Origin of the sequence: Pacificimonas flava (assembly GCF_000342165.1) — a bacterium.
Lineage (GTDB): Bacteria > Pseudomonadota > Alphaproteobacteria > Sphingomonadales > Sphingomonadaceae > Pacificimonas > Pacificimonas flava.
In genome coordinates, this window is the sequence record NZ_AMRV01000001.1 from 79,521 (window position 1) to 93,566 (window position 14,046).

Consider the following 14,046-nt stretch of genomic DNA (forward strand, 5'->3'; position numbering starts at 1 on the left):
AATTAGATTCGTATGGTGGCGGCAGCCTGGGCAGCTATGCCCTCGCGGCGTCCGGTGAAACCCAGTCCCTCGGTGGTGGTGGCCTTCACGCTAATGCGCCCCTCCGGCAGCCGCAAGATTTCGGCGATACGGGCCCGCATCGCTGGGCGGTAGGGACCGACCTTCGGGCGTTCGCAGATCAGCGTCAGGTCGCAATGTTCGATCACGCCCCCGGCGGCTGTTACCAGATCGCGCGCATGCGCAAGAAATCGGTCCGACGCAGCGGCGCGCCACTGGGGGTCGCTGGGGGGGAAATGGTCGCCGATGTCCCCAGCGCCGATCGCCCCCAGCAGTGCGTCCGTCAGGGCATGCAAACCCACGTCCGCATCGCTGTGCCCCTTCAGCCCGGCGTCGTGTGGGACTGTAATCCCGCAGAGCATGACATGATCGCCAGCCTCGAACCGGTGGACATCAAAGCCGGTGCCGGTGCGAAACCCACGGCCGGCGATCATCCGCTCGGCGCGCTGGAAATCCTCGGCATAGGTCAGCTTGAAGAGGTCTTCGTCACCGGGAGCCATCGCGACAGACAGACCGGCAGCGCGGGCCACGGCGGCATCGTCGGTGGCGCCCGGACTGGCCGCCCGGTGTGCGCCAAGCAGCGGCAGATAGTGGAAGGCCTGCGGCGTCTGCACGCGGTTCAGACCGTCTCTTGCCACTTCGCCCTCGATCCGCGTGCTGCCGGTGCGCAAACTGTCGACCACAGGCAGGGCAGGGACGGCGCCATCATGCGTCTCCAAGGCCGAGAGCAGCCGGTCGACCATGTCCGCGCTGATGAAGGGCCTTGCGGCGTCGTGGATGAGGACGTTCGCGGCACCCTCGACAGTTTCAAGACCTCTGAGCACCGATTCCTGCCGAGAGGAGCCACCGATGACGGGTTCGCCGAGCGCAAGGTCGCCGCAGGCTTCGTCATAGGCCTTGCGCTGACCATCGCCGATCACGACATGCACGCGGTCGATACGCGGATGCGCGGCCAGCCGTTCCGCCGACCAGCGGAGGAGAGGCTTTCCGCCCAGCACACGGTACTGCTTTGGGCCGCCGTCACCGGCACGCTCGCCCATTCCGGCGGCGACGATCAGGCAGACGGTGGTCATGGCGGCGGCGTCTAGCGGCGCGGCGTGCCGGGCGAAAGCCCCTTAACGATTGCGTGTACGCCCCTCGGCACGCTAACGGTCTGCCCAAACTTTATGCAAGATATGACAATGCCAGCTTTGAACCCCATTCAGGTCGGTCCTGTGACCGTCGATCAGCCGGTCATTCTCGCGCCTATGACGGGTGTGACGGACGGGCCGTTTCGAAAACTCGTGAAACGCTATGGCGCGGGCCTGACGGTCACGGAGATGATCGCCAGCCAGGCGGCGGTGCGGGAAACGCGGCGTAGTCTTCAGCAGGCAGCGTGGGACCCGATCGAAGAGCCGGTGTCCATGCAACTCGCGGGCTGCGACCCGGATGTGATGGCGGAAGCGGCGAAGCTCAACGAACAGCGCGGCGCGGCCATCATCGACATCAACATGGGATGCCCGGTGAAGAAGATCGTCAATGGTCATGCCGGCTCCGCCCTGATGCGTGAAGTCCCCCTCGCAACGCGCCTGATGGAGGCGACGGTCAAGGCGGTAGATCTGCCCGTCACCCTGAAAATGCGCATGGGTTGGGATCACGAAAGCCTCAACGCGCCCGAACTGGCGCGCATTGCCGAAAATGCCGGCATTCAGATGATTACCGTTCACGGCCGGACGCGCTGCCAGATGTACAAGGGTACGGCCGACTGGCATTTCGTGCGCAGGGTCAAGGAGGCGACCTCGCTGCCGGTCGTCGTCAACGGCGATATCTGCTCTGTCGAAGATGCGAAGACCGCGCTCGACCAATCCGGGGCGGACGCGGTGATGGTCGGACGGGGCTGCTACGGCAAGCCCTGGCTGCTGCGCCAGATCATGGCGGCGCTGAGCGGAGAGCGCGACGTGCCGACGCCCGGCCTGTCCGAACAATATGCGCTGATCGCCGAGCATTACGAGATGGTCCTGGACGTTTACGGCATTGAAAACGGCGTAAACATCTTCCGGAAGCACGTGGGCTGGTACACCAAGGGCCTGCACGGGTCCGCAGAGTTCCGCAACCGGGTGAACCAGGAAGCCGACCCCAATGTGGTGAAGGCGATGCTGGCGGATTTCTATGCCCCTTACCGGGAGCGTGCCGCCGCGTGAGCCAGACGGCATCGCGATCTTTGGAACAGCCGCTCGTGCCGGCCGCGGAGGAGGTTCTGAACGCCCTGCCGGTGCCGACCGTGATCGTCGATGGCGACGGCGCGCCCATATCCTGCAATCCGGCGGCGGAAATGATGCTCGGCCGGTCGCAGCGCTCACTGGCGTCCCGCGGATGGGACGGTCTCCTGCCACCGGACAGCCCGGCGCTGTCGCTGATCCGGGAAGCCGCGAGCGCGGGGACGGAACTCGGCGCCTATGACCTTGTCATGGCGTTCGTCGACGCGGCACCGATCAGCGCGGACATACTGATCGCTCCCGTCCTGGAGGGAAGCGGGCCTTTCATCGTCACCTTTCAGCGCCGCAGCGTCGCGGGCCTGCTGGAGCGGAAAAGCGACAATCGGGCTTCGGCGCGATCGGCGACGGCGTTGGCAGCCATGCTGGCGCACGAGATCAAGAACCCGCTGTCCGGTATTCGCGGCGCTGCGCAGTTGCTTCGCGCCCCGGGGGATACGGAAGGACGCGCGGAGCTGTCCGACCTGATCATCACGGAGGTCGAGCGTGTGCGCGCGCTGATCGATCGCATGGAGCGTTTCACCGACCCCCGTCCCCCGACGCTTGAGCCGGTGAACATTCACTCGGTACTCAGTCATGTTCGCAAGCTGGCAGAGGCGGAGGGGATCGTCATCGATCAAAGCTATGATCCGTCTTTGCCGCCAGTGCCCGCGGATCAGGACGCACTGATCCAATTGTTTCTGAACCTGGTGCGCAACGCGCACGAAGCTGCGGGCAGGAACGGCCAGATTGAGATTTCGACAGCCTATCGACATGGTCTGAAGATCGCCGTGCCGAGCGGACGCGGCCGCATGGCGGTTCCGATCGAGATTTGCGTCATCGATAACGGTCCGGGCGCACCGCGGGAGATTGCTGCCCACATGTTCGACGCCTTCGTCAGCTCGAAGCGGGGCCTTGGCGGTCTCGGTCTCGCGCTCGCGGCGAAGGTCGCCAGCGATCACAACGGCCACGTCGAATATGAACGCGACGAGCGCGCCGGACGTACCATTCTGCGCGTCCTGCTGCCGATGGCAACGGTATGACCGTGACGAATACGGTCTTCGTCGTAGACGACGACACGGCGATCCGCACTGTCGTTCGCCAGGCGCTTCTGCGAGAGGGGTATCAGGTCCGCACGGCCGATACGCTTGCAGGGCTGATGCGTCTCGTTGCCAGCGGATCCGGGGACGTTGTCATAACGGATGTTGCGCTGCCGGATGGGGATGCCCTCGACGGCCTGCCGGCGCTGTTTTCGCAGCGCCCGGGTCTTCCGGTGATCGTGGTCAGCGCTCAGAATACGCTTGCCACTGCCGTGCGCGCCACTGCCCAGGGCGCGTTCGAATACCTGCCAAAGCCCTTCGATCTCGATGAACTGACCCGCGCGGTGTCTTCGGCGCTTGCAGGTCGCGGCCAAGCCGCGCACGATACGCGGGAGAGCGGCGCCGGAGAGGATTTGCCGCTGATCGGACGGTCGCCTCCGATGCAGGACGTCTACCGGCTCATCGCCCGCGTCATGCAGACCGATCTGACCGTGATGATCCTCGGCGAATCCGGGACGGGCAAGGAACTCGTGGCGCGTGCCGTGCACGATCTGGGGCCGCGCCGAACCGAACCCTTCGTTGCGGTCAATATGGCTGCAATCCCGCGCGAATTGATCGAGACGGAGCTGTTCGGTCACGAGAAGGGCGCCTTCACAGGCGCGCAGGGCCGCAGCATCGGCCGCTTTGAGCAGGCGCAGGGCGGTACGCTTTTCCTCGACGAAATCGGGGACATGCCGTTCGAGGCGCAAACACGGTTGCTGCGTGTGCTGCAATCGGGAGAGTTCAATACGGTCGGGGGCAGCCGCGCGATCCGGACCGATGTGCGGATCATCTGCGCGACGCACCAGAATCTGGAACGTCTGATCGAGCGGGGGGAGTTTCGCGAGGACCTCTACTACCGCATCAACGTGGTTCCGATCGCGCTGCCGCCGCTGCGCGCCCGCCGAAGCGACATCGCCGAGCTTTCCGGGCATTTCCTGAAACTGGCGGCGCAGGAAGGTCTTCCGCGAAAGACGCTGTCTCCCGGGGCGCTTGTTCGGCTGGAAGCCTATGACTGGCCAGGCAATGTTCGGGAATTGCAGAACCTGGTCCGCCGGATGGCAGCGCTCTCGCGCGAGGATGTCCTTGACGAGGCGGCTGTCTTGCAGGCGATGCAAGGCGGGCGCAGCGCCGTGCCGGCGCAGGCGGCAGGACGCGAAACAAGCCTCGCCGCTGCCACCGAGGCGAGGGCGGCCGAACTCCTTGTCCGTTACGGCGACACGGTGCCCCGCGGCCTCATGGAAGCGATCATGGCGGATGTCGAACCGCAGGTCCTGCGCGCGGCGCTTGCGCATACGGCAGGCAATCAGATTCGCGCCGCCAGCCTGCTCGGGATCAATCGCAATACACTTCGCACGCGGCTGGAGAACCGGGCGATCGACCCGCTCGAATATCGCCGAACCGAAGGAAATCCGGGATGAGGCCGCAGCCCAGCGAAGGGCTGGCGGTGCTGGACTAGAGGCGCCGAACCGCCGTGACGGCGTCGCCATCAGGAAGATTTAGCCGCCTGACCACCTCTGAAAGCGGCTCGATCAGCGTGGTCATCCAATGTGCGTTCGCATGCAGCAGGCGCTCGCCGTCCGCCATGATGCCCACATGGCCGGGAAAGAATACGAAATCACCGCGCTGCAGCGCCTTTCCGCGAACGTCCCTGCCGATGCTTGCCGCCTGCTGATCGCTGTCGCGCGCAACGAAATGCCCGCAGGCGGCCAGGGCGGTTTGCACGAGTCCGGAACAGTCGATGCCGGCCCGCTGACGGCCGCCCCAGCGATACGGGGTGCCCAGGAAGAATTCTGCGATCTCGACCCAATCGTCGGCGAAATCTTCTATCGCGCCGGCGTGACGATGATGGACGAAGGTGCCATTGCGATGCCGCAGGAACGTCTCGTCGAACCTCTCGGCAGCAATCTCGGCATTCAAGGGGAGCGTCATCGCAACCTCCGACTTGATGTCGGGGCGGTGGAAACAGAGCGCCAGTGGGGCAACAACGCGGTGGGTGCGCGTCGGCGCGTCCGCTCGGAGATGCTCTGAGCGGACATAGCCGACATAATGATCATGGGCAGAAAATCCCCACGCCCAGCCCTCGGCATCATCGACGACGTCGAAGCGCTGGCCCGGAAGGAGCTCGCTGACGCAGACCGCCGTCGCGTCCGGCGCAGCGCGCATCATCTCGCTGACACCCTCCACCAGCCGATGCGGTACGGGACGTTCAAAACGCTTTGCGTCTACACGTCCCTCAAGGGCGATATCGGCAACGTCTGCCGAAAAGGCATGAACGCGCTTGTCGAGCGGACTATCAGCTTGCGTGCCGCGATGCTCCCCGTGCGGAGGAGTCCTGTGCTGACGGGCGTTCCGAGCTTCGGCCATAGGATTGCTCGATCAATCCCGCGAACGCTTGCAGGAACTCGTGACCGGCCTCGGTCCGTTCGACGAAGATATTACGAAGATCACTCTCGTCCTTTTGACGTCTGATATAGCCGAAAGCGCCCAGTGTGTTCAGCGCTCGCGTAATCACCGGCTTCGAAACCGAGAGGTTCGCCGCCAGGCCGCGGACCGTATGCGGCCCGGGCGTCAGATAGACAAGCATCAAAAGCGCCAATTGGCGATTGGTAAGATCGGGACGCGCCGATCGCACATAGGCGATAAGCGTATGCATCCATTCGCCAAGAACGCCCTCCTCCAAGGTATCGTCCTGATCCTGCGTGAAACCCATAATAATCGACCCCAGTTCTCGATCCGTGGATAGATCAAAGAAGCGTTAGTCTACCTTAACACAACCCTTACGAACATGGTTTATGTCAAGTTCTTACCGTTCCGTAACGATCTACGAGCATCCGAAACGTCGCGCGTAGTCCCAATGCTTCGCCTCCCTTTGGACGTCCAGGGCGGCTGGTGGGCATCCAGGCGAAGGTGTCGAAATGGACCCAGCTGCGACCGTCCAGCACAAAGCGCGAGAGGTATAGCGCCGCGACGATGGCGCCCGCGAACGAGCTGGTTCCCGCATTCGCCAGATCGGCGATGTCGGAGTGCAATAGCCGCTGATAGGGCTGCCACAGCGGCAGGCGCCAGACGGGATCGTCGCAGGCGTGACCCTCCCGGTCTATCTGCCCGGCAACCTCCTCGTCGTCAGTGAACAGGGCGGGCAGGTCCGGTCCCAGCGCGACGCGCGCCGCACCGGTTAACGTGGCGAAATCGACGATAAGGTCGGTGTCGCGCTCGCAGGCATAAGCGAGAGCGTCGCACAGGACGAGCCGGCCCTCCGCATCCGTATTGTGGACTTCGACGCTCAGGCCGCTGCGCGTCTTCACGACATCGCCCGGTCGCAGCGCGTTTCCGGATACGCTGTTCTCGACGGCTGGGATCAGAAGGCGCAGCCGCACGGGCAGCTTCGCCTGCATGACGAGGCGGGCAAGAGCCAGCGCGTGCGCTGCGCCGCCCATGTCCTTTTTCATGAGGCGCATTCCGGCCGCGCCCTTCACATCGAGACCGCCCGTGTCGAAGCAGACGCCCTTGCCCACGAGTGTCAGAACCGGTGCGTTCTCCTCTCCCCAGTTCAGTTCGATCAGTCGCGGCGCGCGTTCGGCGGATGCTGCGCGGCCGACCGCGTGGATCGTCGGGAAGTTTTGTGTCAGAAGCGCGTCGCCGGTCACGACCGTTACCGCTGCGCCGTGCGCCTCCGCCTCGGTCCGAACGGCCGCCTCCAGTTCTGCCGGTCCCATATCCTCGGCCGGGGTGTTGACCAGATCGCGAACCAGTGCCTGCGCGTCCGCCTGCCGCAGAACGGGTTCGACCGTCCCGTCTTCGGGATGCAGGAGCACGCGCGGCTCCGGCGCTGGACTGTCCGACATATATCTGTCGAAACGATACTGGCCGAGCGCCCATCCGAGCGCCGCTTCCCCGGGGTCGCCATCTTCCAGCCTGTACGTGCCAGGGGCAAGTTTCTGCGCCGCGCCCGCAAGTGCCCACGCGCTGAGTTCGGGGCGTCCCTCTACGCCGATGGCCACTGTCCAACCGTCGGCCTCTTGCCCAGGCAGGATGACGAGACTGCCTGGCTTGCCATCGAATGCGGCCGCGTCCACGGCGGCGCGGTGGCGCGGCGAAAGACCGTTCTTCCACTCGTCGAACCGGTCTTCGCGCACGGTATGAAGGGTGCGCGCATCCTGAGCGCGGTCCACGTCGAAGCAGCTGCCGAATTCGTTCATGCCCTATGGCTATGCGCGGCGGCGATCCATTGCAATTGCCGCCATGACCGGCGTCCCGCCAGCCCGTCGTCTCGCTTGCAGGCGGGGGGGCGAGCCCCTATGACCTCGGCCCAGCACGTTTTCTTGCGATACTTTCATCATCGATTCAGGATTTTTCATGGCAACGACACCGACGAACGGCGCGCAGGGGAATGCGCAAAGACTTCCGCTTTTCTACAAGTCGCTGACGCCGCTCTCGTCGGCGCAGCACCCCGACTTTGGTGTCAAACCCCGCACACAGCTCGAGTTCGTTCGCGGAACGCACGCCGTTCCCATTACGGCGGACGAATTTCCCGCCGCGCATCGTTATTTTCCGATCATCTTCTCGACAGGTGATCAGCCGACGCCGCTGGCGCTGATGGGATTGTCGGAGGGCCAGAACCTGTTTCTGAACGATGACGGGACGTGGCGCGAGAACACCTATGTTCCCGCTTATATCCGTCGCTATCCCTTCCTGCTTGCGCGGACGTCGCCCGACAATGAGACGCTGTCCCTTTGCTTCGACGACACGTTCGACGAAGTGTCGGCCGAGGGCGAGCAGAAATTCTTCGAGGGCGGCGAACAGACCGAGATCACCAAGAATGTTCTCAGCTTCTGCGAGGAGTATGAGAAGTCCATCGCGCGCACGGCCGCGTTCGTGAAGGAACTGCAGGACAGCGACTTGCTGATGGACGGGGAGGTCAGCATTCAGGCGCCGGGCGCCGACAAGCCCTCCGTGTATCGCGGGTTTCGCATGGTGAACGAGGAAAAGCTGCGTGAGCTGCGCGGCGATCAGGTCCGCAAGATGGTACAGAACGGCGCTCTGCCGCTCGTCTACGCGCATCTGATGTCGGTTCAGATCATCCGCGAGATTTACGCGCGCGCCAATCCGGTCGCGCAAGCGGTCCCGTCGTCCGCCACAGAAGCCGGTCAGGACACGCCGATCGGCTGACAAGCTGCGGCATCCCGTTTACCTCCCCCTCATTCGGCGCTAGGTTTTTCGCCGGATTGAGGGGGGAAGCCAGAAAATGTCGAAGCGCAGTCCATATTCGTCCGCGGCAATCACGCTTCACTGGCTGATCGCTCTTCTCGTCATCGGGCAGTTCATCGGCATTCAGTACGCCCATGGCCTTCCAGAGGGGGATCCGTCGACGGGCACGGTGTACATGATCCACAAATCGACGGGCATCACCATTCTGGCGCTGACCCTCATCCGGCTTATCATTCGCCTTACCGAATCCTTCCCCCCTTTACCCGTACACATGGCCCGCTGGGAGGTGATCCTGGCGCGCGGGACGCACATTCTTTTCTACCTGCTCCTCCTGATCGTGCCGCTCGCCGGCTGGGCCTTCGCCGTGACGCCGGAACGAGGGCTGGACTGGTACGGCGTCCTTCCGATTCCCGCCTTGCCGCTCTCCGGCGCACGCGACGTCCTCCATGACGTCCACGAAATTGCCGCACAGGGCATATTCTATCTGTTCTTCCTCCATGTGGCGGGGGCGCTGAAGCATCATTTCCTCGACAGGGACGATGTCCTCACTCGGATGATCCCCGCTCTGCGCCGCACGCGCGGCTGAATGCCGCGCCCCCGGTCCTCTCCGGGGCACCTTGAAAGCATGGTAAACGAACCCCATTTCCGGGTCTCAACGCCGTGTTTTGCCCCTTTTTCACGGCGCTGTTCGAGACTGGCCACCTCTGCAGGACTTTCCTGTTGCGGGTGGCCTTTTTTCCCTCTGATGCCGACGCGGCGTTATTCCGCGGCCAGCGGCAGGCGTTCGCCGCCTGCGCGGAGTAGGGGCACCAGCTCGCTTATGGCGGCGCAGAGCCGCGCGGATACGGACTCGATTCCGCGGGCGGGCAGCAGGGTGGTCAGGTCCATATAAAGACTGCGGCTGATTTCGACCTGCAGGACATTCACCCCATCCTCCGGCCGGCCATAATGCTGCGTGGTGAAACCGCCGGCATAAGGGGTGTTGCGGCACACGGCGTAGTGGCGGGACAGGCTCGCCTCCAGCATCTCAACGATATCGGTGCGACAGCTTGTTCCGTGGCGGTCGCCGATGACGATGTCCGCCCCGCCGCCATGGCTGCGCCGGAGCGGCGGCATGGAGTGACAGTCGATAAGAAGGACGGCGGGATGCGCACCGCGCGCGCGCGCCAGCAATTGCGTTAGCGCGCGGTGATAATGGCCATGCACCGCCTCGATGCGCTCCCGGGCCTCGCGCGAGCTCAGTCGCCGGCGGTACAGGCTGACGCCGGGGGTTGCGACACGGGGAATGACCCCTAGCCCAGCCCGCAGCCGGTCGCTTTGCGGTCCCGCGGGCACATCCTCGACGACCGCTGGATCGAGCTCTCCTGCGGCCCGATTGAGGTCGAGAAACGTCCGGCCCCATCGCGCGGCGATCAGCGGCAGGTCAAGGCGCTCGGCGGCGTGACCGGCAATGCGGTCCATCCAGGCATCTTCCGCGCGGCGAAGGTCGACTTCCTGACAGGCCAGTTCGTTCAGGAACGCGTCGGGGTACGATCGTCCGCTATGCGGAGAGGCAAGCACGATGGGCGGCAGATCCGCGCTGCGACAATCGCGCAGCGTGTAGGCGGGGGTAAGGGAACTGGCAGAGGGGGCGCCGGGCATCGTGCGAAACGACTAGCGCGCCCGAAGGATGCTGCAAAGCGCCTTAAATTGGCGGTGGACGTTGATTGGCCATTAACGCCGGGCGTGCTAATCTCGCTGCAGAAACGATCAGCCGCTGCGAAACAGGTTCTGACGATCGAAGCAGCGTTCCTGATGTCACAGCGAAGGGCGGATCAAGATGGGCGAGCAGCCTGATCGTAGCGGACGCGGAATACGTATTCTGCTGGCGGAAGATGATGATTCGATGCGAGCCTTTCTGCAGCGGGCCATCGAACGAGCCGGTTATTCGGTCGTCGCCGTCGATTGCGGTACGGCGGCGCTTCCCCACCTGGCGGAGGGCGATTTCGACCTGCTACTGACCGACATCGTCATGCCGGAAATGGACGGAATCGAACTTGCCCAGCGAGCGGCGCAGCTGGCGCCAAAGATGCGGGTCATGTTCATAACGGGCTTCGCTGCCGTCGCGCTGTCGAAGAATGCCGGCGCACCGGAAGGTGCGCGCGTTCTTTCGAAACCCTTTCATTTGCGGGAACTTACGAACGAGATCGAACGCATTCTGGCGGCGTAATGGCGGAAGATTTCGCCTTCTGGGAAGAAGTGGGTTGCACCGTCCCGGCCGCCCCGTTACATGCCGCTCTCCCGGTTGGGCGCATAGCTCAGTGGTAGAGCACTGTGTTGACATCGCAGGGGTCGGAGGTTCGAACCCTCCTGCGCCCACCATTTTTTCCATCCGGCCGAGGTGACATGACCGAACTCGAACTCTGGGAGGCCGAGGACGCGGACGAATTCGCGTCGTCCATAGCCGGGGATATCGGGTTTATCATCGACAGTGCGCTCGATGCCCGGCGCCAGGCTCTGATCGCCCTGCCTTGGGAAGACTTTCTGGCGCCCGCCTACGACAAGCTGGCCGAGCAGCGCCGCGATTGGCGGCACGTCACGTTCGTTCCGACGCACGACGATCTCGTTCCGGTGAATGATCCGACGTCCAAGGTTGCCAAGCTTGCGAAGCTGTTCATGCCGAAGGGTGCGCGGGTGCTGCCGCTGTCGTCGGAAAATCCGGACTACAAGCTTGCCGGCAGCGCCGCCAATGCTCGCTTGCAGGATCTGGGCTGGCCGCTCGATCTGGTTCTGATGACGTTCTCCGACGATGGGGAAGCTGCCGGCTTCGTCGACGGGCCCGACCTTGCGGAGGCCATTGAATCGCCGGACGACATCCGCGCCCTCGGCGTGGAGACGCCGGGCGGTCGGCAGATCGTCAGCATCTCGGGACATGCCGTTGCAAAGGCGCGTACGGTGCTGTTTGCCCTGCGCGGGCAGAACCAGGCGGCTCTGGAGGCCGCAGGCGCTGGCGATACGGAGACGCCGCTCGGTCAGGTTCTGCGGAAGGTGACCGTCCCGGTCGATGCGCACGTCCTGACGGACTGAGTTCATGAGCACAGCATCGGAAGACGGCGCGGCGCTCGAGGGCGCGTCCACGGATCTGCTGGAGCTGGTGGAGCAGCGGCTTCGCTGGCTGTCCTCCTGGACGGTTCATAACGCCAATCATTTGCGCGAAAGTTCGGACGGGCTGAAGGTCGGCGGCCATCAGGCGAGCTGCGCGTCCATGACCGCAATCATGACGGCGCTCTATTTCACCGCGCTGCGCCCGAACGACAAGGTGGCGGTGAAGCCGCACGCCGGTCCCGTTCTTCATGCCATCCACTATCTGCTCGGCAACCAGACGCGCGAGCAATTGGAACGCTTTCGCGGGTTTGGCGGCGCGCAGTCCTATCCCAGCCGAACGAAAGACAGCATTCCCGTCGATTTCTCGACCGGTTCCGTCGGTCTGGGCGTGGCAATCACCGCCTTTGCGAGCCTCGTTCAGGATTATCTGATCGCGCATGATCGTCTCGGGCCGGAACAGGCCGGGCGGATGATCGCGCTGATGGGTGACGCCGAACTCGACGAGGGCAATATCTACGAATGCCTGATCGAGGGGTACAAGCACGGGATTCGCAATTGCTGGTGGATCGTCGATTATAACCGTCAGTCCCTGGATGCCACGACGGCGGATCGCATGTTTCGGCGCTTCGATGACATTTTCGAAACCTGCGGCTGGACTGTCGTCACGCTGAAATACGGGAAGCGCCAGCTTGCCGCCTTCGCGCGGCCTGGCGGCGCCGCGCTGCGGGAGTGGATCGACACGGTCCCGAACGCCGACTTCGCCGCTTTGACCTATGGCGGGGGCGGTGCATGGCGGGAGCGGCTGCGGCGCGACCTTGCGGAGGACGATGAGGCGCTTTCCCTGATCGCGTCCCATGACGATGACGCCCTTGCGGCGTTGATGACCAATCTCGGAGGACATTGCCTCGAAACGCTGGTGGAGGCCTTTGCCGCCGCCTCGCACGGCGAGACCCCGACGATGTTCATCGCCTATACGGTGAAGGGGTTCGGACTGCCCTTTGCCGGGCACAAGGACAATCATGCGGGCCTGATGACGCCGTCCCAGATCGACGATCTGCGAGAGACGCTGGGGATTGCGAAGGGGGAGGAATGGGAGCCGCTGGCGGGTCTCGGCGACAATGCCGCCCGGGGCGTGAAGCGCCTGCTCGCCGCTTCACCGCTGGGGGCAGCTCTGAAAGCGCAGCGCACTCAAGCCTCGCCGCGTCATGAGGCACCGAAACTCGCCGCCCCGGCCGACGAGAGCCAGTCAACCCAGACGGCGTTCGGCAAGATCATGCTCGATATCGCTAAGTCCCGCAGCGCCTTGGCGGATCATATCGTGACGACCTCGCCCGATGTGACGGTGTCGACCAATCTCGGCGCCTGGGTCAACCAGCGCGGCCTGTTCCGTCGCAACGAGGTGCCGGACGTCTTCAAGGCGGCAAAGATTCCCTCCGCGCAAAAATGGCGCTTCCATGCCGCCGGGCAGCATATCGAACTGGGCATTGCGGAGAACAACCTGTTTCTGATGCTGGCGGCGCTGGGCCTGTCAGAGCCGTTGTTCGGGACGAGGTTGCTGCCCGTCGGCACCGTGTACGACCCGTTCATCGCGCGGGGCCTCGATGCCCTGAATTACGGTTGTTATCAGGATTCCCGCTTTCTCCTGGTGGCGACCCCGTCCGGTCTGACCCTGGGTCCGGAGGGGGGCGCACACCAATCACTGTCGACGCCGCTGATTGGAATGGGCCAGCCTGGCCTAACCTACTTCGAACCGGCCTTTGCCGACGAGCTGGCGCTGATCATGGGGTGGGCCTTTGATCATATGCAGGCGGCGGCCGGGGAGGGGGGCTCTGTCTATCTGCGCCTGTCCACGCGAACGCTGCGGCAGGAGGAGAGGGACGGCGGATCATGGCAGGACGATGCGCTGAAGGGCGGCTACTGGCTGCGGGAACCGGCAGAAGGGGCCGAAGCGGCGCTCGTCTTCACGGGAGCCGTGGCACCGGAAGTGCTCTCCGCCTATGAGGAATTGCGCGGTGACATTCCCGGCCTCGGCGTTCTCAACGTAACATCGCCGGACCTCCTGTCCCGCGGGTTCACGGCCGCCCGGCACGCGCGCTGGAGCGGCACGGGGACGCCCGCTTGCCATGCCGGCGATCTTCTCGGCCGCCTTGCGCCCGGTGCCCGGCTGATCACCATTATTGATGGGACGCCCGCTGCCCTGTCCTGGCTTGGCGGAGTCTACGGTATGCGCGTGGCTCCACTTGGCACCGAGCGCTTCGGTCAGACAGGAACGCTGCCTGATCTCTACCGTGAATACCGGCTGGACAAGCACGCGATCCTGGATGCTGCTGCCGAACTGTTCGTCTAGGAAAAGGGCAGCGTTCTTTAAGATCCGCTGGTTAAGA

The 14,046-nt window shown here is 64.1% G+C and carries 13 protein-coding genes and 1 tRNA gene; 9 read left to right on the forward strand and 5 right to left on the reverse strand.

The genetic code is table 11. From position 1 onward, the window contains the following. Nucleotides 1–2: 2 nt before the first annotated feature. Nucleotides 3–1,130: a bifunctional 2-C-methyl-D-erythritol 4-phosphate cytidylyltransferase/2-C-methyl-D-erythritol 2,4-cyclodiphosphate synthase gene (locus tag C725_RS00365; RefSeq protein ID WP_008599441.1), complete on the reverse strand. Its 1,128-nt coding sequence runs from the start codon at nt 1,128–1,130 to the stop codon at nt 3–5. Nucleotides 1,131–1,238: 108 nt separating this feature from the next. Between C725_RS00365 and dusB the strand changes: the two genes are divergently transcribed. Genes dusB through ntrC form a run of 3 tightly spaced genes read left to right on the forward strand, consistent with a single transcriptional unit; the run spans nt 1,239 to nt 4,788 of the window. Beyond that, nucleotides 1,239–2,237, forward strand: coding sequence for a tRNA dihydrouridine synthase DusB (gene dusB / locus C725_RS00370; protein ID WP_008599442.1), 999 nt, complete (start codon nt 1,239–1,241; stop codon nt 2,235–2,237). After that, nucleotides 2,234–3,331, forward strand: a complete 1,098-nt coding sequence (locus C725_RS00375; protein ID WP_008599443.1) for a two-component system sensor histidine kinase NtrB — start codon at nt 2,234–2,236, stop codon at nt 3,329–3,331. The genes dusB and C725_RS00375 overlap by 4 nt, the downstream gene beginning before the upstream one ends. Further along, complete coding sequence (gene ntrC / locus C725_RS00380; RefSeq protein WP_008599445.1) at nt 3,328–4,788, forward strand: nitrogen regulation protein NR(I); 1,461 nt, start codon at nt 3,328–3,330, stop codon at nt 4,786–4,788. Before C725_RS00375 ends, ntrC begins: the two co-directional genes overlap by 4 nt. A 34-nt stretch (nt 4,789–4,822) precedes the next feature. On the opposite strand, the gene C725_RS00385 is transcribed toward ntrC, so the two are convergent. From C725_RS00385 to C725_RS00395, 3 genes are all read right to left on the reverse strand, one after another. Further along, nucleotides 4,823–5,734, reverse strand: coding sequence for a C40 family peptidase (locus C725_RS00385; RefSeq protein WP_051051171.1), 912 nt, complete (start codon nt 5,732–5,734; stop codon nt 4,823–4,825). Further along, nucleotides 5,664–6,023 carry a MarR family transcriptional regulator gene (locus tag C725_RS00390; RefSeq protein ID WP_051051191.1) on the reverse strand — a complete coding sequence of 120 codons (360 nt, stop codon included), beginning with the start codon at nt 6,021–6,023 and terminating at the stop codon, nt 5,664–5,666. The genes C725_RS00385 and C725_RS00390 overlap by 71 nt, the downstream gene beginning before the upstream one ends. A 142-nt stretch (nt 6,024–6,165) precedes the next feature. After that, nucleotides 6,166–7,569 (reverse strand): leucyl aminopeptidase family protein, encoded by a 1,404-nt coding sequence (locus C725_RS00395; RefSeq protein ID WP_008599448.1) that lies wholly within the window; start codon nt 7,567–7,569, stop codon nt 6,166–6,168. A 157-nt stretch (nt 7,570–7,726) separates the two neighbouring features. On the opposite strand from C725_RS00395, the gene C725_RS00400 reads away from it, so the two are divergent. Continuing rightward, nucleotides 7,727–8,539 carry a SapC family protein gene (locus C725_RS00400; RefSeq protein WP_008599449.1) on the forward strand — a complete coding sequence of 271 codons (813 nt, stop codon included), beginning with the start codon at nt 7,727–7,729 and terminating at the stop codon, nt 8,537–8,539. Nucleotides 8,540–8,615: 76 nt separating this feature from the next. Next, nucleotides 8,616–9,164: a cytochrome b gene (locus C725_RS00405; RefSeq protein WP_008599450.1), complete on the forward strand. Its 549-nt coding sequence runs from the start codon at nt 8,616–8,618 to the stop codon at nt 9,162–9,164. 173 nt (nt 9,165–9,337) lie between these two features. Here C725_RS00405 and C725_RS00410 read toward each other — a convergent pair whose 3' ends face one another. Beyond that, nucleotides 9,338–10,219, reverse strand: coding sequence for an N-formylglutamate amidohydrolase (locus C725_RS00410; RefSeq protein ID WP_008599451.1), 882 nt, complete (start codon nt 10,217–10,219; stop codon nt 9,338–9,340). A gap of 178 nt (nt 10,220–10,397) precedes the next feature. On the opposite strand from C725_RS00410, the gene cpdR reads away from it, so the two are divergent. The 4 genes from cpdR to C725_RS00430 all read left to right on the forward strand — a co-directional run bounded on the left by cpdR (nt 10,398) and on the right by C725_RS00430 (nt 14,009). Then, nucleotides 10,398–10,787, forward strand: coding sequence for a cell cycle two-component system response regulator CpdR (gene cpdR, locus C725_RS00415; RefSeq protein WP_008599452.1), 390 nt, complete (start codon nt 10,398–10,400; stop codon nt 10,785–10,787). A gap of 77 nt (nt 10,788–10,864) precedes the next feature. After that, nucleotides 10,865–10,939, forward strand: a tRNA-Val gene (locus C725_RS00420). Between the two features lie 24 nt (nt 10,940–10,963). Further along, nucleotides 10,964–11,644 (forward strand): 6-phosphogluconolactonase, encoded by a 681-nt coding sequence (locus tag C725_RS00425; RefSeq protein WP_008599453.1) that lies wholly within the window; start codon nt 10,964–10,966, stop codon nt 11,642–11,644. Nucleotides 11,645–11,648: 4 nt separating this feature from the next. Then, nucleotides 11,649–14,009: a pyruvate dehydrogenase E1 component gene (locus C725_RS00430; RefSeq protein WP_008599454.1), complete on the forward strand. Its 2,361-nt coding sequence runs from the start codon at nt 11,649–11,651 to the stop codon at nt 14,007–14,009. Nucleotides 14,010–14,046 lie beyond the last annotated feature (37 nt).

Bases quoted from the DNA above. Each gene is read 5' to 3' on its own strand.
- C725_RS00395 (WP_008599448.1), bottom strand. From the start codon at position 7,569: ATGAACGAATTCGGCAGCTGCTTCGACGTGGACCGCGCTCAGGATGCG.
- C725_RS00390 (WP_051051191.1), bottom strand. From the start codon at position 6,023: ATGCATACGCTTATCGCCTATGTGCGATCGGCGCGTCCCGATCTTACC.
- C725_RS00425 (WP_008599453.1), top strand. From the start codon at position 10,964: ATGACCGAACTCGAACTCTGGGAGGCCGAGGACGCGGACGAATTCGCG.
- C725_RS00400 (WP_008599449.1), top strand. From the start codon at position 7,727: ATGGCAACGACACCGACGAACGGCGCGCAGGGGAATGCGCAAAGACTT.
- C725_RS00410 (WP_008599451.1), bottom strand. From the start codon at position 10,219: ATGCCCGGCGCCCCCTCTGCCAGTTCCCTTACCCCCGCCTACACGCTG.
- cpdR (WP_008599452.1), top strand. From the start codon at position 10,398: ATGGGCGAGCAGCCTGATCGTAGCGGACGCGGAATACGTATTCTGCTG.
- ntrC (WP_008599445.1), top strand. From the start codon at position 3,328: ATGACCGTGACGAATACGGTCTTCGTCGTAGACGACGACACGGCGATC.
- C725_RS00385 (WP_051051171.1), bottom strand. From the start codon at position 5,734: ATGGCCGAAGCTCGGAACGCCCGTCAGCACAGGACTCCTCCGCACGGG.
- C725_RS00405 (WP_008599450.1), top strand. From the start codon at position 8,616: ATGTCGAAGCGCAGTCCATATTCGTCCGCGGCAATCACGCTTCACTGG.
- dusB (WP_008599442.1), top strand. From the start codon at position 1,239: ATGCCAGCTTTGAACCCCATTCAGGTCGGTCCTGTGACCGTCGATCAG.
- C725_RS00430 (WP_008599454.1), top strand. From the start codon at position 11,649: ATGAGCACAGCATCGGAAGACGGCGCGGCGCTCGAGGGCGCGTCCACG.
- C725_RS00365 (WP_008599441.1), bottom strand. From the start codon at position 1,130: ATGACCACCGTCTGCCTGATCGTCGCCGCCGGAATGGGCGAGCGTGCC.